Consider the following 19817-nt stretch of genomic DNA (forward strand, 5'->3'; position numbering starts at 1 on the left):
GGCGGGGCGTTTGTCGTTAGGCATTAAAGTCCAGTTTCATCTCTGCCAGCTGGGCTTGTAGCTTGTCGAAACGCTCCTGCTGCTCTGTCTCAAGTTGTGCTGCACTCAGTGTTTTGTAGCATTTTTCTGCCAGATTTGAATTAAACGTGGTGGCTTGCTTTCCGGTTGCATCAGCCAGACACTGCAGTAAATTGAGTGCGATACTGGCATTTTTAGGCATCACTCTGAATGCTTGTGTGAACGCTTCTAACGCCACGTCTAACTGCCCCTTCTGGAACTGCTTTACAGCATGGTTATTGAGCTCTTTTGGCCCCATTGTGATGTTTTTGCGTTCATCCTGTTGTTGTTGAAGCAGATGCATTAAGGTTGGGTCTTTCTGCTGCTGATGGCGTTCGCAGTGCGTAATTATTTGACCAAACAACGCTTCTGCTTTGTGCTGAAACCCCAATTCGTGGAAGGCTTTGGCTTTATCTAATGCAGCATCAACCGAGCGTATTTGAGGCTCATCTTCCAACTGTTCCATGAGTTGCCGCGCTTTGGTATGTTCATCTTTCAGATAATGAAGCCGCGCATTTAATACGTCAATTTGAGTCTGGTTGTTGGCATTGGGAAACTGCTTTTTGAGATCACTCAGATATTGCTGAGTTTGTCGGGTGAGACGGGTGATCTGGTCATGCTGATCTGTGCTGAGCGCAAAGTCAATGCCAGCTCGGGCTGCATTCAAATAGACTTCCGGGCTGTCATGCATTGAAAAGCGGGCAAAGTTAGCGATTTCTTTTTGTGCATTGTAGCTGCATTCATAATCATGGTTAATACGTGCAACGGTACTGAGAGACTTCTGACGCTCAATATTGCGCGGTGCAATCTGAGAGGCTTTTACCAACGACTCCTGTGCTTCTTCAAATTGGTTGAGTTTGAGTTCCAGGCGAGACAATAGATCTAATGCGGCAAGTCGGGTTTCGCTTTTCTCTATCAGTGACTTGAGCATTTTTTGCGCCATGATGTCTTCATTATTTGCTATCAGAGTTTCGACTAAACCGAGTTTGGCCCAGGTAAACTTTTGCAGCTCAAGTACGGAGCGATAGAATTGCTTGGTTTCGTCAAACTGCTTAAGTTTTAACAGGGTCTCGCCTTTAAGCTTTAGTAATATCGGGCTGTAAGCGTGCTCACCGCTCTCAAGTTCAGAGTTAATGAGTTTGAGCGCTTTAGAGTAATTCTCGTCGTCAATCAAGTTATAGAGCGCCTTAAGGCTACGTTTACGCTTTAACACTCGCTCAATACGCGCTTTAAGCTCCTTTATGCTAAAAGGCTTCACCAGGAAGTCATCTGGTTGCAACTCAACGATACTGTGAACTAATTCTGGACTGGTTTCTGCGGAGGTGAAAATAAACCCGGTGCTTTGGCGGATCAGGCGTTTTTTAAGCAGCTCCTCGTATAGCTGATACCCATTCTGACGTTTACTCAGATCAAACGAGCAAATAATTAAATCGAATTTATGATGGATACAACTTTCCTTTGCCAGCTGGGCGTTTTCGGCAAACTGGACGTTTTTGTAGGCCAGCTGGTCTAGCGACTGCTTAATGTAGCTCAGCGCTAGCTGCTGTTCTTCCACGATCAAAATTTTTGCATTTACAAAGGGTTGAACAGGCATAGAGTAAAGGATAAAGGAATAAATTCTGCATGCTTTTAGTCTAGACGTTTATTTTTTCTTTTGAAACATAAGGATTAAAAAGCTTGCTAAGAATGCATAGAAAGTAGGGGGGGACATTGTTAGAACGAGTCCAGTGCTGAATTGACTGAAGTATACGAGAAAAATAATAAGAATTTAGATAATGGTGGGTTGTAATGAACTTGATTGGGTAATGCTCGCCTTGGTTAGGAATGAGTGCGATGTGGCATCGACCAATGTACACGAGGTAAATAACAGGGATTTAGATGATGGTGGGTTGTAATGAACTTGAATTGGTAATGCTCGCCTTGATTAGGAATGAGTGCGATGTGGCATCGACCAATGTAAACGCGGTAAATAGCAGGAATTTAGATGATGGTGGGTTGTAATGAACTTGAATTGGTAATGCTCGCCTTGGTTAGTAATGAGTGCGATGTGGCATCGACTAATGAACACGAGGTAAATAACAGGAATTTAGATGATGGTGGGTTGTAATGAACTTGAATTGGTAATGCTCGCCTTGATTAGGAATGAGCGCGATGTGGCATCGACCAATGTAAACGCGGTAAATAACAGGAATTTAGATGATGGTGGGTTGTACTGGACTTGAACCAGTGACCCTCGCCTTGTAAGGGCGATGCTCTCCCAACTGAGCTAACAACCCATGCATAGATGCAGGTATATACTCTGTATTTCCGAAGAAATGGTGGGTTGTACTGGACTTGAACCAGTGACCCTCGCCTTGTAAGGGCGATGCTCTCCCAACTGAGCTAACAACCCAGAGTATTATTTTTTATTAAGATGGTGGGTTGTACTGGACTTGAACCAGTGACCCTCGCCTTGTAAGGGCGATGCTCTCCCAACTGAGCTAACAACCCATCTTAAATTTACAGCAGCATTCAAAGTTATGGTGGGTTGTACTGACTTTAAATCAGCCCCTTGCCTTGGTAAGAATGAGCGCGATGCTGCATCGACCAAAGTTCACCAATTAATGGTGGGTTGTACTGGACTTGAACCAGTGACCCTCGCCTTGTAAGGGCGATGCTCTCCCAACTGAGCTAACAACCCAGAACTTGTTTATTCTGCTTTGTGCGTATTGAGCCATAATTTTTAATCTAAATAGACCACTTAAATTATGGTGGGTTGTACTGGACTTGAACCAGTGACCCTCGCCTTGTAAGGGCGATGCTCTCCCAACTGAGCTAACAACCCAATACGCTGTTTCAAATGTGAATGACTATGCTGTCTTTTCACCGAATTAATGATGAGTTGTACTGACCTTAAGTCAGAAAACTTGCCTTGGTAAGAATGAGCGCGATGCTGCATCGACCAAGTTCACCAAAATTATGGTGGGTTGTACTGGACTTGAACCAGTGACCCTCGCCTTGTAAGGGCGATGCTCTCCCAACTGAGCTAACAACCCACATTCGAAACCAACAACACCTTGCCGTGTCGTTGTGGGGCGCTATTATATGTTTCCTTTCAAAGGAGTCAACACAAAATCTTGATTTTTTATCTGCATGCTTCTTTTATGTTCACCTGTTCATTTTTTTGGGTATTTCCCTTCATTATATGTCCAGGCGATAAATGAAGCATAGATATCTTATGAAAGTGATAGAAATAGAATCGGGAGTTGTGGGGGATTAGGCTACAGGTTGAATTAAAGAGGGGGTGAGTTGTCGGGCAATATTAAAAGGCTTATTTTTGTGCTGAGTATCTTTGAGCCTCAGCTCAAAACACTTGTTGCATGTGGCAGGGCATTAATCTGCGCTTTTTAATTTAACTACAGCTTGGAGAGAATGATAGAAGATGTGGGTAACAGTGGCCTCAAAATACTGATGGGGAAGTGCCATGACCCGTGTTTGATAGGGTGAACTGGTTTTAAATTGAGCAAAAACATAGACTTCTATTGATTGCACCCTGAGTTTCGCTTATATTCTGTTCTTTCGGGGTGTTTTTCCAGCAGTTAAGAAAAACTTGCAGAAAAGGTGTTGACTTTGTTTTCTGTGATGCATAGAATGCGCCCCGCACTCAGCGATGCGACGGTGACGTTTCATTGCGAATAGGTGAGGGGCTATAGCTCAGCTGGGAGAGCGCTTGCATGGCATGCAAGAGGTCGGCGGTTCGATCCCGCCTAGCTCCACCAAACCTAGTGTAAATATGTCCTAGTGATATAATGTTCGGATGTGGCTTCGAATGCCATACTTCGAAATGTTGTGTCCCCTTCGTCTAGAGGCCTAGGACACCGCCCTTTCACGGCGGTAACAGGGGTTCGAATCCCCTAGGGGACGCCACTTACTTAGGTAAGTATTTAACTCATATGGTAAGAGTCTAAATAACCAGTCCTAGTGACAAAAGATTTTGTTAAAGGAGGTTCAGTCTCGCTGGCTCGACTTTCACGCTAACAAAAAATTATTGAAGCGGTGCTTCAATAAGCAAATTTTTTGTCCCCTTCGTCTAGAGGCCTAGGACACCGCCCTTTCACGGCGGTAACAGGGGTTCGAATCCCCTAGGGGACGCCACTTACTTAGGTAAGTACTAAACTCATATGGTAAGAGTCTAAATAACCAGTCCTAGTGACACATTCTGTGTCCCCTTCGTCTAGAGGCCTAGGACACCGCCCTTTCACGGCGGTAACAGGGGTTCGAATCCCCTAGGGGACGCCACTTACTTAGGTAAGTACTAAACTCATATGGTAAGAGTCTAAATAACCAGTCCTAGTGACACATTCTGTGTCCCCTTCGTCTAGAGGCCTAGGACACCGCCCTTTCACGGCGGTAACAGGGGTTCGAATCCCCTAGGGGACGCCACTTACTTAGGTAAGTACTAAACTCATATGGTAAGAGTCTAAATAACCAGTCCTAGTGACACATTCTGTGTCCCCTTCGTCTAGAGGCCTAGGACACCGCCCTTTCACGGCGGTAACAGGGGTTCGAATCCCCTAGGGGACGCCACTTACTTAGGTAAGTACTAAACTCATATGGTAAGAGTCTAAATAACCAGTCCTAGTGACACATTCTGTGTCCCCTTCGTCTAGAGGCCTAGGACACCGCCCTTTCACGGCGGTAACAGGGGTTCGAATCCCCTAGGGGACGCCACTTACTTCGGTAAGTAAAATACTCGTATGGTAAGAGTCTAAATAACCAGTCCTAGTGACACAGGAAAAACACCTGCGTCCCCTTCGTCTAGAGGCCTAGGACACCGCCCTTTCACGGCGGTAACAGGGGTTCGAATCCCCTAGGGGACGCCACTCTTCTTAGAAATGTCATTCTTTTTTAATTCATACTCATAATTTCCCCACTAGATTTATCCTCCTCTGTTTCGTTATTTTCAATATTCTAATGAATTTTTTCATATATTTCATTTACTTGAATTATTTGATTTAAAACAAAGTTAAGGCTTTATTAACAAGCTCACCTAAGAAAAATGGGTTAGTATCGCGTTTTTTAGGTGAGTATCATGGCCAAAAGATCTACCGATTATACGGATAAAGAAAATGATTATCCGGTCTCTTATAACCTCTTATCTACCACAGATACAAAAGGGCGGATCACATACGCGAACCAGAGCTTTTGTGATGTTGCTGGCTTCGCATTAGATGAGCTGGAAGGGCAGCCACATAACCTGGTACGTCACCCAACTATGCCCAAAGCCGCATTTAAAGATCTCTGGCAATTCATCGGGTCAGGCAAGCCCTGGATGGGCATAGTAAAAAATCGCTGTAAAAATGGAGACCATTACTGGGTCAATGCTTATGTGACGCCAATCAATGATGAGCTTGGTCAAACTGCTGAGTATCAATCCGTGCGAACCAAGCCCGAACGGAAAGTGGTGAAACGAGCTGAAAACATCTACCAGCAACTTGATAAGGGGGTTGATGCGGCAAAATTGACGCGTTCATCTATGTCTTTGTCAGCTCAAATGATGTTGATCCTATTGGTGTCTTATATATTGAGCATGATTTTTACCAGCTTACCTGCACCATGGAACTACATCCTGGAGACCTTACTGCTTGTTGGCGTACTTACGCTGACTTATCAAAGGCTGTCACCGGTGCGTCGTTTGAGTCAAAAAGCCAAACAAGTTTACGACAATCCCCTGATGCAAAAAATCTACCTCAATAAAGTGAATGATGTCGCGGCCATTGAGCTAGCGTTGCTGGCACGCGGCTCTGAGCTACGCGCCGTGCTGGGCAGAGTACAAGATGCCAGTCAGCTTGTTGACCAGCATGCACAAGCAACCGTGTCAGAATGCCACAGTAATACCGAGCTATTGCAGGAGCAACAAAGTCAGACTGGTTCTTTGGCGACAGCGATGAACGAAATGACCGCTGCGATTTCTGATATTGCAGGCAATACCAGTGATGCTGCGAACCGCTCTGAAGGGGCGTTGCGCTCAGTATTGGATTCGAACTCTGTGGTGCAGGCCAGCATGCAAACAAACCATGCTTTATGTGAAGAGTTGAGCCGCACTCAGCGTGATATTGCTGAGCTAAATGAACAAACCGTGCATATTGGGGGAGTGGTTGATGTGATACGCGATATTTCGGAGCAGACTAATTTGCTAGCTCTGAATGCGGCAATAGAAGCAGCCAGGGCTGGTGAGCAGGGCCGAGGTTTTGCCGTGGTGGCTGATGAAGTAAGGGCATTGGCACAACGAACTCAGGATTCGACCAGAGAGATTGATGATATAGTCGCCGGGCTCAAACAACGGGCTGAGCGCGCGGTAGCGGCGATTCAAAATGGGGTTGAGAAGTCGACTGAATGTGTGGCTCAAGCTGAGCAAACAAGAGAAAACTTGGCCTCGATAGAGCATATGGTAAAAGATATTTCTGCACTGAATTACGAAATAGCCACTGCGACTGACCAAATGTCGGGTGCTAGTAATGAGATCAACGACAAAGCCGTGAATATCTCCGGGCTTGCGAATGCCTCAATGCAAAGTGCAGACACCACCACTGCAGCGATGAAAAATACAGAGCAAGCGCTGGCAGATCAAGCTGCATTGGTTGATCAGTTTCTGTTGAGACTCAGCAATTAAAAAAAATTAAGAAAATGTGAATAAGCAATCTCTTGCTGGTATTATTTAGAATAGTAACTTTATATGTCCAAATCACAGATTTTGACATTGATATGCGTATATAAATCACACATAGGGATAACAAATGAGCAAGTTACAGAAAGCCTCAAAAATGGGTGTTGCAGCACTGATCATGGCACTGGCGAACACGCAGGTGAGCGTAGCAGGAGTCGATGGAGGTTACTTCTCAGGTAAAAAGCAAGATTGCGAGATCTGGCGAGACGTTGCGCCTTATAACTGGGCAAATACGACCCGTGGTAATCAATCCATGATTTTTTACTGCAATCGTGGCGGCTACACAGTGACCACGGTTGAGCTAAAGATCAAGCGTATTAGTGATAATACAGTTGTGTTTCGTGAAAAAAGAAAGCAAAACCTGACATCGGGTTATGGTCACGGCTTTTATCCAGATCTGAGTGCGAACATCAACGAAGAGTATAAAATGGAACTGGACTATACCTTCGTTAAACTCAAGCATGGCAAGCCTGTTTGGGACAACAAAAAAACTAAAACGTGCAAACGTACATTCACACCAACCAATGCGAATTCAACGCGCGGAGAGATCTTCTGGTCTATTAAGAGTGCGGGAACGGCCTATCACAACAATGGCTGTCAGGGCGTACGCTTCGATATCCACTAATATAATCAGGCAGGCTGACCGTTTCAGGTCAGTCTGCTAACTGGTATTGGGATGTAGCATGAAAGCTAAATACCTACTGATCAACATCTTGTGCTTTATGCTCGGTTTTCTGATAGCGGCGATGTCACTGTATGAACCCTCCCCGGGGAGCGGCGCGTATGCAGGTAGCGCTGAGCGCCCGGCTGCACAATCAGCACCTCATTTTGAGACAGGTACCCCGCTTTTGAGCGAGGTAAAGGAGAGACCGAAAGAACAGGTAAACACCACAACAGCATCTACACCTAATAGCGGGCGCATGCCGAAGCAGGCGAGCACTGACAAGGCTGCTTTACTAGCGATAGCACAGGACATAGGCTTAGACAGTCATGTGTACCCAGACTTAGCGGATTATGCAAGTCAGGATATTGCCAGGCTCATTGAACAGCATTTGCTGACAGACTTTCGCGTTTCAAGCGCGGATATATACACACAGTTTGATGAGATAGAACACTATCTCGAAGAAATGCCACAGCTAGTATCTCAGTACTTTTTCGCGGACTTAATGACACAAAGCCAGTACAAAGGTGAATTATTTCAGAGTTTTGCGATTCACTTAATGGCACAAAATGTAGAACAATTTGAGGCAAGCACTGAGCGTCTCAGCCAGATACAGGCTCTGATCGCAACAGCCAGCGACAATGAGAGTGAGTTAGTGCGTTTAAGCGTGCTAGAGGCGCTGGCAACAATGAGTTCAGACAAAGCCCAGCTGCAGCAAATGTTGAGCCAGTTCACAGAGGAAGAAAGCGCGGTGATACAGGCAAAAATAACTTTGCTAAATTATCATATGTCTTTAGTAAATAAGCTAAATATTGATTGATCTTGTCCTGGCTTGTAATGCAAAGCTCTACTAACTTACCCAGGCAATATGGCATCGCAAATAAATAAATTTTATCGGGTGATCCTTTTAAATGTGGTTTTGTTATAATATAACGTTGTCAAGTTCAATGTTCTGACAAGGCGCCTGATATGCAAGCACTTAATTCCACTCCTTCAACGCTCACAACTGAGCAAATTCTGGCTGCACCTGAATCCGATTATATGAATGCCGATCAATTGGCATTTTTCAGACAATACCTGGTTGAGTTACATGACTCTACCAGAGCGCGTATTCGCGATACTAAAGCACAAATTATGGATCCGCCTGAATTGGTTGATTTGAGTGACAGAGCATCATGGGAAGAGCAATGTATGATCCTGATGCGCATTGTTGACCGTGAGCAGAAGCTGTTACCTAAAATCCAGCAGGCACTGGAGCGGATCCGGCTCAATGAGTACGGCTATTGTCAGGAAACGGGTGAGCCGATCGGCATTGCCCGCTTGCTGGCAAGACCCACTGCTGAATTATGCGCTGACGTAAAACTGTGCTCTGAACTGAAGGAGCACATGTACGTTAAAGACAGAGATGTCTGACAGAACTTGAACCCACACAATCTACCGTCAAAAACTGTGTAAGGTAATCAAGCAATGGCAAAGTTAAATACATCAAGTTTATTGCCCGTAACCGTGTTGTCAGGTTTTCTAGGGGCAGGAAAAACCACGGTGCTGAACCATATTCTAAGTAACCGTGAGGGGCTAAAAGTAGCCGTTATTGTCAATGATATGAGCGAAATCAACATTGATGCTGCGACGGTTCAAAATGAAGTGAGTCTCAATCGGGCTGAAGAAAAATTGGTTGAGATGAGTAATGGGTGCATTTGTTGCACACTCAGAGAAGATCTGCTTGAAGAGGTCGACCGGCTGGCGAAGTCGGGTAAATATGATTACCTGGTGATTGAATCAACCGGTATTTCTGAACCATTGCCCGTAGCTGAAACCTTTACTTTTGCAGATGAGCAGGGGGTAAGTCTATCTGACATCGCCACTTTGGATACCATGGTCACAGTAGTGGATGCGGTGAACTTTCTGAAAGACTACGATCGGGCTGAGGCGTTGCAGGATGTCGGTGAGAGCTTAGGTGAGGAAGATGAGCGTAGTGTGGCCGATTTACTTGTTGAACAGGTTGAATTTGCCGATGTATTGCTGATCAGCAAAACAGATTTGATCTCAGATACTGAGCTTAAACGTTTGCAGAGCATTCTGCGTACACTTAATACCGATGCTGAGCAAATACCAATGGCACATGGCAAGGTCCCTCTGGCGCAGGTGTTAAATACCAAAAAATTCAGTTTTGAAAAAGCCCAGCAGGCACCCGGCTGGCTCAAAGAGCTCAGGGGCGAGCACATTCCGGAAACGGAAGAGTTTGGCATCAGCAGTTTTACTTTTTGTGCCAGAAAACCCTTCCATCCGGAAAAGTTCTATGACTTCTTACACAGTGACGAGCTGGCCGGCAAGCTTATTCGCTCAAAGGGATTTTTCTGGCTGGCAACCCGGCCTCACTTTGCCGGTAGCTGGAGTCAGGCTGGAGGGATCGCCAGACATGGCGCGGCAGGGTTATTTTGGAAAGCCGTGCCACGAGATCAGTGGCCAGAAGACCCGGAATATATTGCTGCCATTGAAGAGCACTGGGTTGAGCCTTTTGGTGACATGCGACAGGAATTAGTGTTTATTGGCCAGGGGCTGGATAAAGAAGACATTATCCGCCGCCTGAACGCGTGTTTGCTAAGTGAAGAAGACGTGCTAAAAGGCCAGCAAGCGTGGAAAACGCTGCCGGATCCTTTCCCTTCCTGGGAGCACTAAATAAAAATCAGCCAGGCAACCAGGCTGGCCGTCAGACAGTAATAGAGCATGGGAACCAGGGTGTAACGAATAATATCACCCTCTTTACCATGCAGGCCGACGACACTGGCGGCTGCCACCACATTCACCACCGCAATCATATTGCCGCCATTCGCGCCGAGCATTTGTAGGGCCAGCACCAGCTGCATATTCAGCCCGGCTTCTGCTGCTAATGCTTGCTGAAAACTGGCAAACATCAGATTAGAAAAGGTTGCAGAACCAGCGATAAAAGCCCCTAACGCACCCACCAGAGGCGCAATCAATAACCAAAAGTCACTCAAGTGTATTGCGACAGACTCTGCCAGTGCCATAGGCATAGCGGGCAGGGCTGCATCGTTTACGTCGGAGTGCAGAAATATGCGTACCATAGGCACGGCAGCGCTCAATGCAATGACAGAGGGTAATAACATGCTGGCACTGTTTTTCAGGGCAAGGCGAAAGTGTGACATTGTGCCACCTTGCAGCCACAATGCAAAAAGTGCAGTTACGACAAACACACTGCCAGGCAGGTAAAGAGGCATGACATTAACCGAAATGGCTGATCCCAGGATATGGGCCCATTCAAACTGAACACTTTGTAGTGTTGCCTTGAATGGCAGTGAAGGGATCCGGGTTAGCACGAGCAATGCGGCAACTAATAAATAGGGCAACCAGGCTTTGATCAGGCTCAATGAAGGAGTGTCAGTATTCGACGTCGTCGATATTGTTGTGTTTTCGGGTTTAGGCAATAAAAACCCTTTTCGTGCTAAGGGGCAGACAATAGCTAATCCCGCCATAGCGCCCAGCACAGAGGGAAATTCTGGCCCCAATAACCAGGCAACGCTATAAGCGGGGAGGGTAAAAGCCAGTGCACTAAATAGAGCAAAAGGCGCCATCGCAAATCCGGATCGCCAGCTGGGGGCGTCACTGAAAAAGCGACAATAAAGCACAACTAAAATCAACGGTAGCAGGGCTGCAACAACAATATCAATACCAATGGCGGTTAAAGCAATGTGCTTAACTTGTGTGTAATCGATATTCGCTGCACCCTGACCAATACCGACAATCGCCGGTGTACCAACGGCACCAAATGAGACCGCACTGGAGTCTGCCACCAGTGCCAGTACAACCGCGCTCAGCGGCGTAAACCCCAGGGCAACCAGCAATGGCGCTGCGATGGCCGCGGGTGTACCAAATCCGGCGGCCCCCTCCAGAAAGCTGCCAAATAACCAGGCAATGATAATCAGTTGTACCCGTTTATCAGGGCTGATCCGGGCGAATCCGTATTTAATGGTGAGAATAGCTCCGGTCTGTTGTAGCACCTTAAGTAAAAAAATTGCCCCGAAAACAATCCATATTATGGTCAGTGCGATGATCAAGCCCTCCAGTGCGGCGGCTGAGATTTGTTGCCAGGGGACTTGCCAGACCAAATAAGCGGATAAAGCGCTAAGCAGCAAACTAAACGGCATAGCTTGCCTCGCAGGTAACCTAAATAACACCAGCAAGAGAAACACGCTAAGGATGGGCACCAGGGCCGTGAGTAGTTGCGGTAGCGTCATCAGAGAATAACCAATCCGTTGCTTAATAATGTGAGCTTAGCATGTGAATAAGACACTGAATATATGGAGTTTGTAACACTTGTTCTAAAGGTAACGCAGGCATGCTGCTCAAACAAATTGGTCAGCCACGACACAAATGTAATGGTTTGTAACACTTCATTTGGATTTATCGTTCAATTGATGTACTAAATTAACACGCGTCTTGTTAGTGTTAATTTCAGTCAGGGAAGGCTTGGATAACTCCTGACTTTGGCGAGCAACGGTGCACAAAAGCAATGCTCACAGATATCAGATATAACAAGGAGGCGACATGCTGACGTTGCATATTATTGCTGGGTCATTTTTATTGTTGTTTGGCATAGGCGCGTTGAGTTTTGCCAAAGGAACGACCAGACACAGATGGTCCGGAAATCTATTTTTCTTTTCTATGTTAATTATGGCGGGCAGTGCCGCACTGTTTAATGGCGGCCTGACGATGGCGTTACTGACCTTGTACTATGGCTCAACAGCCTGGGCGGTTGTGTTGAGAAAAGAGCGTTCAGTGGGCGCTTTTGAGTTCATTGCAATGCTGGTGATCATCTACATCAGCTTTGACTTGTTTTACTTCGTTTATACCGCAACCGAGCTTTCGGCAACATTCAAAACCATATTTACCCTTCATGCGGTGATTGCCGCGATGGCTGCGTGTCTAGATGCCAAAATGATATTGAGTGGTGGACTCAGCGGCAAGCATCGCATGGTCAGGCATACGTGGAGAGCGTGTTTTGCGTTATTAGGTGCGGTGATGTCTTTCTCAGCCAATACATCAGACAGTTGGCCGGATTTCATAGACAGTAATGCGCTGATATATCTGATGATAGGTGTACTTTTCTACTGGGTGATCCGGGTCTTGTTCACCAACTGGTACAATCAAATCACAGATGTGCTGGGCAGCAGTGTGTTGCTTAAAAGACTAATGATGATCAGGCGACCAGCAAACAGCGAATAATGTGGGTGGCAGTGATGCGTGGTGGGCTTTGAGTTGCGCCCACTGTGCACCAAGGTGTTTACTCTGTTTTCTCTTTAAACTCGCACAAGTCTTCGATGATACAGCTGCCACATTTAGGCTTGCGTGCGGTACACACGTAGCGACCGAGTAAAATCAGCCAGTGGTGAACGTCGACTTTAAACTCTTTGGGCACCACCTTTTCTAGTTTTTTTTCAACTGCGACCACATCTTTACCCATGGCAAATTTAGTGCGGTTTGAAACGCGAAATATGTGTGTATCAACAGCAATGGTGGGCCAGCCGAAAGCACAATTAAGCACCACGTTAGCGGTTTTACGACCGACGCCAGGCAGGGCTTCAAGAGCCTCTCGGTTCTCCGGGACTTCACCGCCATGCTGTTCCATCAGAATATGACACATCTTGTAGACGTTATTGGCTTTAGAGTTAAATAAGCCGATGGTTTTGATGTAGTCCCTCAGGCCATCGACACCCAGGTCGATAATCGCCTGTGGTGTGTTAGCCACGGGGAACAGCTTACGAGTGGCTTTGTTGACACTCACATCAGTGGCCTGAGCCGACAAAGTGACGGCGACCAGCAGCTCGAATGGTGAGGTGTATTCCAGTTCAGTCTCCGGGTTAGGATTGTCATCCCGCAGACGGGTGAGAATTTCGAGTCGTTTTGCTTTATTCATAGTACTGACTTACTTGCTGTATGGTTGTGCTGTTGATTTTATCGGTGTTGAGCGGGAAAGTGACGGCTTTCCCGCAACGAATTAATCTAAGCTGGTGACCCTGGCTCGTGGCGCCTTTTCAGGGTTGCCGACAGGTTCAGCCTGGGCTTCTTTGCGTGCATCGACATAATTTTTGGCTGCAATGATTAAACCGAGTCCTAAAAATGCGCCGGGCGGTAAAATGGCCACCAGAAATTGACTGTCGAACTCGATGACTTCGATCCGCAGTACCGTAGCCCAGTCGCCCAGTAACAGGTTTGCACCATCAAACAGGGTGCCCTGGCCAAATAACTCGCGCATGGCGCCAAGTAACACCAGCACAGCACCAAAGCCCAATCCCATCATAATGCCATCCCATGCCGAAAGTAGGGGGGTATTTTTAGAGGCATATGCTTCGGCACGGCCAATGATGGCACAGTTGGTGACGATAAGCGGAATAAAAATCCCCAATGACTGATACAGACCGAACGTGTATGCGTTCATGAGTAGTTGTACGATAGTCACGAAGGCGGCAATGATCATCACAAAGACCGGGATCCGGATGTCTTTGGGGACCCAGTTTCGCACAATTGAGACTGTGACATTGGAGCCAACCAGTACCAGTAAAGTGGCCAGCCCCAGGCCCAAAGCATTGGTGATGGTGCTGGTGACGGCCAGCAACGGACACAGGCCCAGCAGCTGCACGAGTGCGGGGTTGTTTTTCCACATCCCCTCGTGGGCGAGTTGTTTAAATTCACTCATCGATGGCCTCCTCACAGTGGTTTGGCGCTGCAAAGAGTGTGTCAAAATTGCTGCGGGCATACCAGGCTGCGGCATTAACACTCTGAACGACGGCGCGTGGTGTGATAGTCGCACCGGTGAATTGATCAAACTGCCCGCCATCTTTTTGGACATTAAAAGCCGGGTCTTTTTCCTGAGTTACGGCCGTTCCACTGAAACGGGTTATCCAGTCAGACTTTGCCAGCTCGACTTTATCGCCAAGACCGGGGGTTTCTTCATGGCGCGTGACGCGTACGCCGGCTATCTCACCATTGTTGTAGACTGCGCTCAGAATGTCGATATTGCCGCTGTAGCCACGCGGTGTAATATGTTGTACCAGCAAGGCGACAGGGGTATCTTGCAGACGCGCTCGGTAGATAACATGTGGTCCGTTAGGACCCAGCTCCGGCGCACTGCTTACCGTGCAGTCCAGGTAGAGCTCGTTATCGTATTGCGCCTGTGGAATGACCTGAGTGAGGACGCGCATCAGGTGACGTTGTTCCTGTTTGGCAATTTCTGGCGCCGTAAAGGTTTGTACCAGTGCGACGCTACCTGTGGTCGCCAGTGCAAAGGCGGTCAGAATAAGGCCATTTTTCTTCATTGATGACAGGATCATGAGCTTGCTCCATGCCCGTAAGTACGAGGCTGCGTATAGTAATCAATCAAAGGCACCGCCATGTTCATGATCAAAACGGCAAAGGCAACGGCGTCTGGATAGCCACCAAAATGACGAATAAGATAAACCAGTAGCCCAATCAGTGCGCCATAGATCAGACGGCCGCGGTTGGTGGTACTGGCTGACACCGGATCGGTGGCAATAAAAAAGGCGCCCAGCATAGTTGCGCCGCTCAGCAGGTGGAACAGGGTACCTGCTTGCGTTGCCGGAGACAGTGCAAACCCCAGGCCGCTGCATATTGCCAGGGTCACAATAAACGCCACCGGGATATGCCAGTTAATGATTTTGGCTTTTAGCAGGTACAAACCGCCTAACAAGTAAGCCAGGTTAACCCACTGCCAGCCTTGTCCTGCATATTCCCCGAACGCGGCACTATCAGTGGCTTCTGAGACAGTCAAATTTTGCGATACGGCCGTTTTGACATGATCAAGTGGGGTTGCTGAGGTCGTACCATCAATGACCTGGCGTGCTTCCGCAAGCGGCACTCCTGCAAGGGTTTGTTCAGTAAAAATGAGTGCCAATTGGTCAAGTACAGACAGCGGTGTTGCTTGTATGTCTATGATTGGTGTCCAGCTGGTCATCTGTACCGGAAATGAGATTAGCAGTAAAACGTATGCAGCCATCGCGGGGTTGAACAGGTTAAAGCCCAGACCCCCATAGAGCTGCTTGACTATGGCAATGGCAAATACACAGCCAATTACAGTGACCCACCAGGGGGCCAAAGGTGGAATACTCACCGCGAGCAGCACTGCGGTCAGCCAGGCACTGCCATCACTGAGTGTTGGCCAAACAGGGCGACCACGTAGTTTCACCATAGCGGCTTCGGTCGCGCTGACAGTCAGCAACGCCAGTAGTAGCTGGAGTAGGGTACCAGGACCGAAAAAGTAACTTTGCACTAAAATGCCTGGGACACACGCAGCGAGCACTGTCAGCATCAGACGGCTAAGTGTTTTATGGCTGTGATTGTGGGGCGATGAAGCCATGGTTAATTTCATGACAGATCATTTCCTTCTTGGTCTTTGGCGGCGGCCTGCTTTTTCGCTTTTGCGCGTGCCACGGCGGCTTTAATTGCCGCTTGACGTTTTTCTTCCGCGCTCAGGGGCGCTTCATTTTCGGGCGCTGAATCGGCCGGTTCTGCGTCTGCTTGTTGCTCGGCCTCTTTTGCGGCTTTCTTTGCCTTGGCACGGGCAATGGCAGCGGCGACGGCGGCCTTACGAGGATCTTCCGGTTCAGCGTCAATCTCAGCAGGCTCTGAGTCTGCTTGTTGCTCGGCCTCTTTTGCGGCTTTCTTTGCCTTGGCACGGGCAATGGCAGCGGCAACGGCGGCCTTGCGAGGGTCTTCCGGTTCAGCGTCAATCTCAGCAGGCTCTGCGTCTGCTTGCTGCTCGACTTCTTTGGCGGCTTTCTTTGCCTTAGCGCGGGCAATGGCAGCGGCAACGGCGGCCTTACGAGGATCTTCCGGTTCAGCGTCAGTCTCTGCAGGCTCTGCGTCTGTTTGTTGCTCGGCCTCTTTGGCGGCTTTCTTAGCCTTGGCACGGGCAATGGCAGCAGCAACGGCGGCCTTGCGAGGATCTTCCGGTTCAGCGTCAATCTCAGCAGGCTCAGAGTCTGCTTGTTGCTCGGCCTCTTTTGCGGCTTTCTTAGCCTTGGCACGGGCAATGGCAGCGGCAACCTTGCGAGGATCTTCCGGTTCAGCGTCAGTCTCTGCAGGCTCTGCGTCTGTTTGTTGCTCGGCCTCTTTGGCGGCTTTCTTAGCCTTGGCGCGGGCAATGGCAGCGGCAACAGCGGCCTTGCGAGGATCTTCCGGTGCAGCGTCAGTCTCTGCAGGCTCTGCGTCTGTTTGTTGCTCGGCCTCTTTGGCGGCTTTCTTAGCCTTAGCACGGGCAATGGCAGCTGCAACAGCGGCTTTGCGCGGATCGCTGTCTGCCTCGTCGCTTTGTTGTTGCGCTGGTTGATCATCCTGTTGCGCCGCTTTTTTGGCTTTAGCACGAGCTATTGCGGCAGCGACAGCTGCTTTACGCGGGTCGTCGGTTGCTGTTTTCGGTTCAGCTGTATCACTTTGTTGGGCCGCTTTTTTGGCCTTGGCGCGAGCTATTGCGGCAGCAACGGCATCTTTGCGTGATCCTTCTCCACCCGCATGCATTTCAGGTGAAGCCTGGGCGTCTTTTTCTGCTTTATACTGACGCGCTTTTTCTTTTCGCTTAGCGCGCTCCAGCGCGACCTCTGAATTATCTGGTTCCAATGTGCCATCGGCGGCTTTTTTGGCCTTAGCTCGTTCGATGGCGGCCTGCACTGCCGACTGACCGTCTTTTTTCTGTTTAACGCGTTCCATTGCTGCACTGACTTTGTCTTGTTGCTCGGTATTTCGAGGGGTGCTGCGCGCTGGCCGTTTGTGACGATTTTGGCGTTCTTCCTGATCGCGTTCCAGTCGTTCTTTACGTGCTTCAAAACGTTCTTTAGCCCGTTCAGCTTTTACTTTTTCGAGCTTCTGTTCACGGATCTCGGCTTTGGCAACCCGATAATATTGTACCAGTGGAATTTCACTTGGACAGACATAGGCACAGGCGCCACATTCAATGCAGTCAAACAGGTTGTGCTCTTCGAGTTTGTCGTACTCTTTACCTTTGGCAAACCACTGCAGCTGTTGTGGCAGCAGCGTTTGTGGACAAGCGTCAGCACAAGCACTACAGCGAATACAAGCTTGCTCGGGGCCTGCAACGGCAAGCTCCTGATTATCCGGGGCCAGAATACAGTTGGTGGTTTTTACCACTGGGATCCGTACCGTTGGTAAAGTAAAGCCCATCATAGGCCCACCCATGATGACGCGTTGCTCAGTTACGGGTTCAAAGCCTTGACAAGTAAGTAAGTGCTTAATCTCAGTGCCCAGCAAGGCCCAGACATTTTGCGGAGTCTGGATGGTGTTGCCAGTCACGGTCACAACACGCTCAATCAGAGGTTTTCCTTTAGACACGGCTTCGCTGACAGCAAACAAAGTGCCGACATTCTGCACCAGAACACCGACATCAGCAGGGATCCCGCCACTGGGGACCTCCTTCGAGGTAAGTACTTGTATTAACTGCTTTTCACCACCTGAAGGATATTTAACAGGCAGACTACGGATGAGAATCTTACTGTTGTGTGCTGCGGCAGCTGTCATTGCCTCGATGGCTTCGGGTTTATTAGTTTCGATACCGACCAAGACATATTCTGGATTAAGCAGATGCTGCATAATCTCGATACCCTGCACAATTTGCTCGGCATGTTCGCGCATCAACAGATCATCGGCGGTGATATACGGCTCACATTCCACGCCATTGACCACTAAAAACTCGATGGGTTTATGCTTGGCGCTGTCGGCTTTTACATAGGTTGGAAAACCTGCACCACCCATTCCGGCAATACCGGCATGGTGAATAATGTCGATTAAGGTCTGATTGTCTATCTGCGTATAGTCTGCCACCGGGTTAAGCTCACACCAGCAGTCCTCGCCATCTGGGGTGAGGACGATACTTAGCTCTGGTAGCGCAGAAGGGTGCGCTGAAGGCATTGGTTTAATATCACTGATCACACCGGACGTCGGGGCATGCACCGGTAATGACCAGTTTGCACCCGGGCGGGTTAATGCCTGGCCTTTAAGTACGGTATCTCCTTTATTGACCAGTAGCTGGCCATTGGCACCTATGTGTTGTTTCAGAGGTAGCACCAGATAGTCGGGCAGGGGAATACGACCAATACTCGCCTGATTTGACACAGATTTTTGCTCCGGCGGATGAATGCCACCGGGAAATTGCCACAATTTACCGTGTTCAATTTGTTCAAGTAAAGTTTCCACTTAAACCTCTTAGTCGATTTGCTTTACAGGAATAGCATCAATTTGCCATTTCCAGGTTTGTACGGTTTGTGCCACCGGGATCATATCAATACAATCGACAGGGCAGGGGTCAACACACAGGTCGCAGCCAGTACACTCATCGGCAATGACGGTGTGCATCTGGCGGGTTGCGCCAACAATGGCATCAACTGGGCAGGCCTGGATACACTTAGTGCAGCCAATGCATTCATCTTCGCGAATATAGGCGACCTTTTTAATGGGTTCGGCTTCTTCACCACCTGCAAGCGGTTTAGCTTCAACGCCCATTAAATCAGCGAGCTTTTTAACCGTTGCTTCACCGCCTGGCGGGCACTTATTGACATCATCGCCATTCGCAATAGCTTCTGCATAAGGGCGACAACCCGGATAGCCACATTGACCACATTGTGTTTGTGGCAAGATGGCATCCACCTGATCAACAATGGGGTTGCTTTCAACTCGATATTTTACGGCTGCGTAGCCGAGGATAAGGCCAAATACCAGCGCCAGAGCACCGATGGCGATAATTGCGTAAAAAAACAGTGTCATCTCAGAACTTCACCAATCCAGAAAAACCCATAAAGGCTAGTGACATCAGTCCGGCTGTGATCATCGCGATGGATGCGCCCTTAAACGGCGTAGGCACATCTGCTACAGCGAGACGTTCTCGCAATGCGGCAAATAAAACCAGCACCAATGAAAAGCCTACAGCAGCACCAAAGCCATACACCGCCGAACCGATAAAAGTGTGGTCATTTTTGATGTTAAGTAGTGCGACCCCTAACACCGCACAGTTGGTGGTGATCAGAGGTAAAAATATACCGAGTAGCCGATATAAGGTTGGGCTGGTCTTGCGTACGACCATCTCTGTGAATTGCACAACCACAGCAATCACCAAAATAAAGCTCATCGTGCGCAGAAAAGTGAGATCCAGGGGAAGCAAAATGTACTGATTAACTAAATAACTGGTGACGGATGCCAATGTCAGTACAAAGGTGGTCGCAAGTGACATGCCGATGGCTGTTTCAAGTTTGCCCGACACACCCATAAATGGGCACAAACCGAGGAATTGCACCAATACAAAGTTATTTACCAACACTGTGCCAATAAGCAACAGAATATACTCTGTCATGC

General features: G+C 48.2%; 15 protein-coding genes and 14 tRNA genes. 14 read left to right on the forward strand and 15 right to left on the reverse strand.

The window, feature by feature from the left end:
• Nucleotides 1-16: 16 nt before the first annotated feature.
• The 7 genes from CWC22_RS04350 to CWC22_RS04380 all read right to left on the reverse strand — a co-directional run bounded on the left by CWC22_RS04350 (nt 17) and on the right by CWC22_RS04380 (nt 3092).
• A complete protein-coding gene (locus CWC22_RS04350) occupies nt 17-1651 on the reverse strand; it encodes a response regulator (protein WP_138539628.1) in 1635 nt (544 codons plus the stop codon).
• A 606-nt stretch (nt 1652-2257) separates the two neighbouring features.
• A tRNA-Val gene (locus tag CWC22_RS04355) sits at nt 2258-2333 on the reverse strand.
• A gap of 40 nt (nt 2334-2373) precedes the next feature.
• Nucleotides 2374-2449, reverse strand: a tRNA-Val gene (locus tag CWC22_RS04360).
• Between the two features lie 22 nt (nt 2450-2471).
• Nucleotides 2472-2547 (reverse strand) — tRNA-Val (locus tag CWC22_RS04365).
• Nucleotides 2548-2661: 114 nt separating this feature from the next.
• Nucleotides 2662-2737: transfer RNA gene (locus CWC22_RS04370), tRNA-Val, on the reverse strand.
• Nucleotides 2738-2805: 68 nt separating this feature from the next.
• A tRNA-Val gene (locus tag CWC22_RS04375) sits at nt 2806-2881 on the reverse strand.
• Nucleotides 2882-3016: 135 nt separating this feature from the next.
• Nucleotides 3017-3092, reverse strand: a tRNA-Val gene (locus CWC22_RS04380).
• 647 nt (nt 3093-3739) lie between these two features.
• Between CWC22_RS04380 and CWC22_RS04385 the strand changes: the two genes are divergently transcribed.
• The 13 genes from CWC22_RS04385 (at nt 3740) to zigA (ending at nt 10103) form a co-directional block, all read left to right on the forward strand.
• Nucleotides 3740-3815 (forward strand) — tRNA-Ala (locus CWC22_RS04385).
• A gap of 72 nt (nt 3816-3887) precedes the next feature.
• Nucleotides 3888-3963, forward strand: a tRNA-Glu gene (locus tag CWC22_RS04390).
• A 152-nt stretch (nt 3964-4115) separates the two neighbouring features.
• A tRNA-Glu gene (locus tag CWC22_RS04395) sits at nt 4116-4191 on the forward strand.
• Between the two features lie 68 nt (nt 4192-4259).
• Nucleotides 4260-4335, forward strand: a tRNA-Glu gene (locus CWC22_RS04400).
• Nucleotides 4336-4403: 68 nt separating this feature from the next.
• Nucleotides 4404-4479, forward strand: a tRNA-Glu gene (locus CWC22_RS04405).
• Nucleotides 4480-4547: 68 nt separating this feature from the next.
• A tRNA-Glu gene (locus tag CWC22_RS04410) sits at nt 4548-4623 on the forward strand.
• Nucleotides 4624-4691: 68 nt separating this feature from the next.
• Nucleotides 4692-4767: transfer RNA gene (locus CWC22_RS04415), tRNA-Glu, on the forward strand.
• Nucleotides 4768-4843: 76 nt separating this feature from the next.
• A tRNA-Glu gene (locus CWC22_RS04420) sits at nt 4844-4919 on the forward strand.
• A 209-nt stretch (nt 4920-5128) separates the two neighbouring features.
• A complete protein-coding gene (locus CWC22_RS04425; protein WP_138539627.1) occupies nt 5129-6709 on the forward strand; it encodes a methyl-accepting chemotaxis protein in 1581 nt (526 codons plus the stop codon).
• A gap of 124 nt (nt 6710-6833) precedes the next feature.
• Nucleotides 6834-7388, forward strand: coding sequence for a hypothetical protein (locus tag CWC22_RS04430; RefSeq protein ID WP_138539626.1), 555 nt, complete (start codon nt 6834-6836; stop codon nt 7386-7388).
• A 58-nt stretch (nt 7389-7446) separates the two neighbouring features.
• Nucleotides 7447-8244: a hypothetical protein gene (locus CWC22_RS04435; protein ID WP_138539625.1), complete on the forward strand. Its 798-nt coding sequence runs from the start codon at nt 7447-7449 to the stop codon at nt 8242-8244.
• Between the two features lie 149 nt (nt 8245-8393).
• Nucleotides 8394-8837 (forward strand): TraR/DksA C4-type zinc finger protein, encoded by a 444-nt coding sequence (locus CWC22_RS04440; RefSeq protein WP_138539624.1) that lies wholly within the window; start codon nt 8394-8396, stop codon nt 8835-8837.
• A gap of 54 nt (nt 8838-8891) precedes the next feature.
• Nucleotides 8892-10103: a zinc metallochaperone GTPase ZigA gene (gene zigA, locus CWC22_RS04445; protein WP_138539623.1), complete on the forward strand. Its 1212-nt coding sequence runs from the start codon at nt 8892-8894 to the stop codon at nt 10101-10103.
• Here zigA and CWC22_RS04450 read toward each other — a convergent pair.
• Nucleotides 10100-11680, reverse strand: a complete 1581-nt coding sequence (locus CWC22_RS04450; protein WP_138539622.1) for an L-lactate permease — start codon at nt 11678-11680, stop codon at nt 10100-10102. The two genes, zigA and CWC22_RS04450, sit on opposite strands and share 4 nt — an antisense overlap.
• Nucleotides 11681-11990: 310 nt before the next feature.
• Here CWC22_RS04450 and CWC22_RS04455 point away from each other — a divergent pair, with 310 nt between their 5' ends.
• A complete protein-coding gene (locus tag CWC22_RS04455; protein ID WP_138539621.1) occupies nt 11991-12668 on the forward strand; it encodes a hypothetical protein in 678 nt (225 codons plus the stop codon).
• 58 nt (nt 12669-12726) lie between these two features.
• Here CWC22_RS04455 and nth read toward each other — a convergent pair whose 3' ends face one another.
• The 7 genes from nth to rsxA all read right to left on the reverse strand — a co-directional run bounded on the left by nth (nt 12727) and on the right by rsxA (nt 19815).
• Entirely contained in the window at nt 12727-13359 is a 633-nt protein-coding gene (gene nth, locus CWC22_RS04460) for an endonuclease III (protein WP_138539620.1), read from the reverse strand.
• An 81-nt stretch (nt 13360-13440) separates the two neighbouring features.
• On the reverse strand, nt 13441-14139 hold the full coding sequence (locus CWC22_RS04465; RefSeq protein WP_138539619.1) for an electron transport complex subunit E: 699 nt from the start codon (nt 14137-14139) through the stop codon (nt 13441-13443).
• Nucleotides 14132-14773, reverse strand: a complete 642-nt coding sequence (gene rsxG, locus CWC22_RS04470; RefSeq protein ID WP_138539618.1) for an electron transport complex subunit RsxG — start codon at nt 14771-14773, stop codon at nt 14132-14134. The genes CWC22_RS04465 and rsxG overlap by 8 nt, the downstream gene beginning before the upstream one ends.
• A complete protein-coding gene (gene rsxD / locus CWC22_RS04475) occupies nt 14770-15828 on the reverse strand; it encodes an electron transport complex subunit RsxD (RefSeq protein ID WP_138539617.1) in 1059 nt (352 codons plus the stop codon). Before rsxD ends, rsxG begins: the two co-directional genes overlap by 4 nt.
• Nucleotides 15825-18665: an electron transport complex subunit RsxC gene (gene rsxC, locus CWC22_RS04480; protein ID WP_195879850.1), complete on the reverse strand. Its 2841-nt coding sequence runs from the start codon at nt 18663-18665 to the stop codon at nt 15825-15827. The genes rsxD and rsxC overlap by 4 nt, the downstream gene beginning before the upstream one ends.
• Nucleotides 18666-18674: 9 nt before the next feature.
• Complete coding sequence (gene rsxB / locus CWC22_RS04485) at nt 18675-19232, reverse strand: electron transport complex subunit RsxB (protein ID WP_138539783.1); 558 nt, start codon at nt 19230-19232, stop codon at nt 18675-18677.
• Between the two features lies 1 nt (nt 19233).
• Nucleotides 19234-19815 (reverse strand): electron transport complex subunit RsxA, encoded by a 582-nt coding sequence (gene rsxA / locus CWC22_RS04490; protein WP_049865909.1) that lies wholly within the window; start codon nt 19813-19815, stop codon nt 19234-19236.
• Nucleotides 19816-19817: the final 2 nt, after the last annotated feature.

This window comes from Pseudoalteromonas rubra (assembly GCF_005886805.2).
Taxonomy (GTDB): domain Bacteria; phylum Pseudomonadota; class Gammaproteobacteria; order Enterobacterales; family Alteromonadaceae; genus Pseudoalteromonas; species Pseudoalteromonas rubra_D.

Excerpts from the sequence above, each read along its gene's own strand:
- nth (WP_138539620.1), bottom strand. The coding sequence starts at position 13,359 with ATGAATAAAGCAAAACGACTCGAAATTCTCACCCGTCTGCGGGATGAC.
- rsxA (WP_049865909.1), bottom strand. The coding sequence starts at position 19,815 with ATGACAGAGTATATTCTGTTGCTTATTGGCACAGTGTTGGTAAATAAC.
- rsxG (WP_138539618.1), bottom strand. The coding sequence starts at position 14,773 with ATGATCCTGTCATCAATGAAGAAAAATGGCCTTATTCTGACCGCCTTT.
- CWC22_RS04435 (WP_138539625.1), top strand. The coding sequence starts at position 7,447 with ATGAAAGCTAAATACCTACTGATCAACATCTTGTGCTTTATGCTCGGT.
- CWC22_RS04430 (WP_138539626.1), top strand. The coding sequence starts at position 6,834 with ATGAGCAAGTTACAGAAAGCCTCAAAAATGGGTGTTGCAGCACTGATC.
- zigA (WP_138539623.1), top strand. The coding sequence starts at position 8,892 with ATGGCAAAGTTAAATACATCAAGTTTATTGCCCGTAACCGTGTTGTCA.
- CWC22_RS04425 (WP_138539627.1), top strand. The coding sequence starts at position 5,129 with ATGGCCAAAAGATCTACCGATTATACGGATAAAGAAAATGATTATCCG.
- CWC22_RS04350 (WP_138539628.1), bottom strand. The coding sequence starts at position 1,651 with ATGCCTGTTCAACCCTTTGTAAATGCAAAAATTTTGATCGTGGAAGAA.
- rsxB (WP_138539783.1), bottom strand. The coding sequence starts at position 19,232 with ATGACACTGTTTTTTTACGCAATTATCGCCATCGGTGCTCTGGCGCTG.
- rsxD (WP_138539617.1), bottom strand. The coding sequence starts at position 15,828 with ATGAAATTAACCATGGCTTCATCGCCCCACAATCACAGCCATAAAACA.
- CWC22_RS04455 (WP_138539621.1), top strand. The coding sequence starts at position 11,991 with ATGCTGACGTTGCATATTATTGCTGGGTCATTTTTATTGTTGTTTGGC.
- CWC22_RS04465 (WP_138539619.1), bottom strand. The coding sequence starts at position 14,139 with ATGAGTGAATTTAAACAACTCGCCCACGAGGGGATGTGGAAAAACAAC.
- CWC22_RS04450 (WP_138539622.1), bottom strand. The coding sequence starts at position 11,680 with ATGACGCTACCGCAACTACTCACGGCCCTGGTGCCCATCCTTAGCGTG.
- CWC22_RS04440 (WP_138539624.1), top strand. The coding sequence starts at position 8,394 with ATGCAAGCACTTAATTCCACTCCTTCAACGCTCACAACTGAGCAAATT.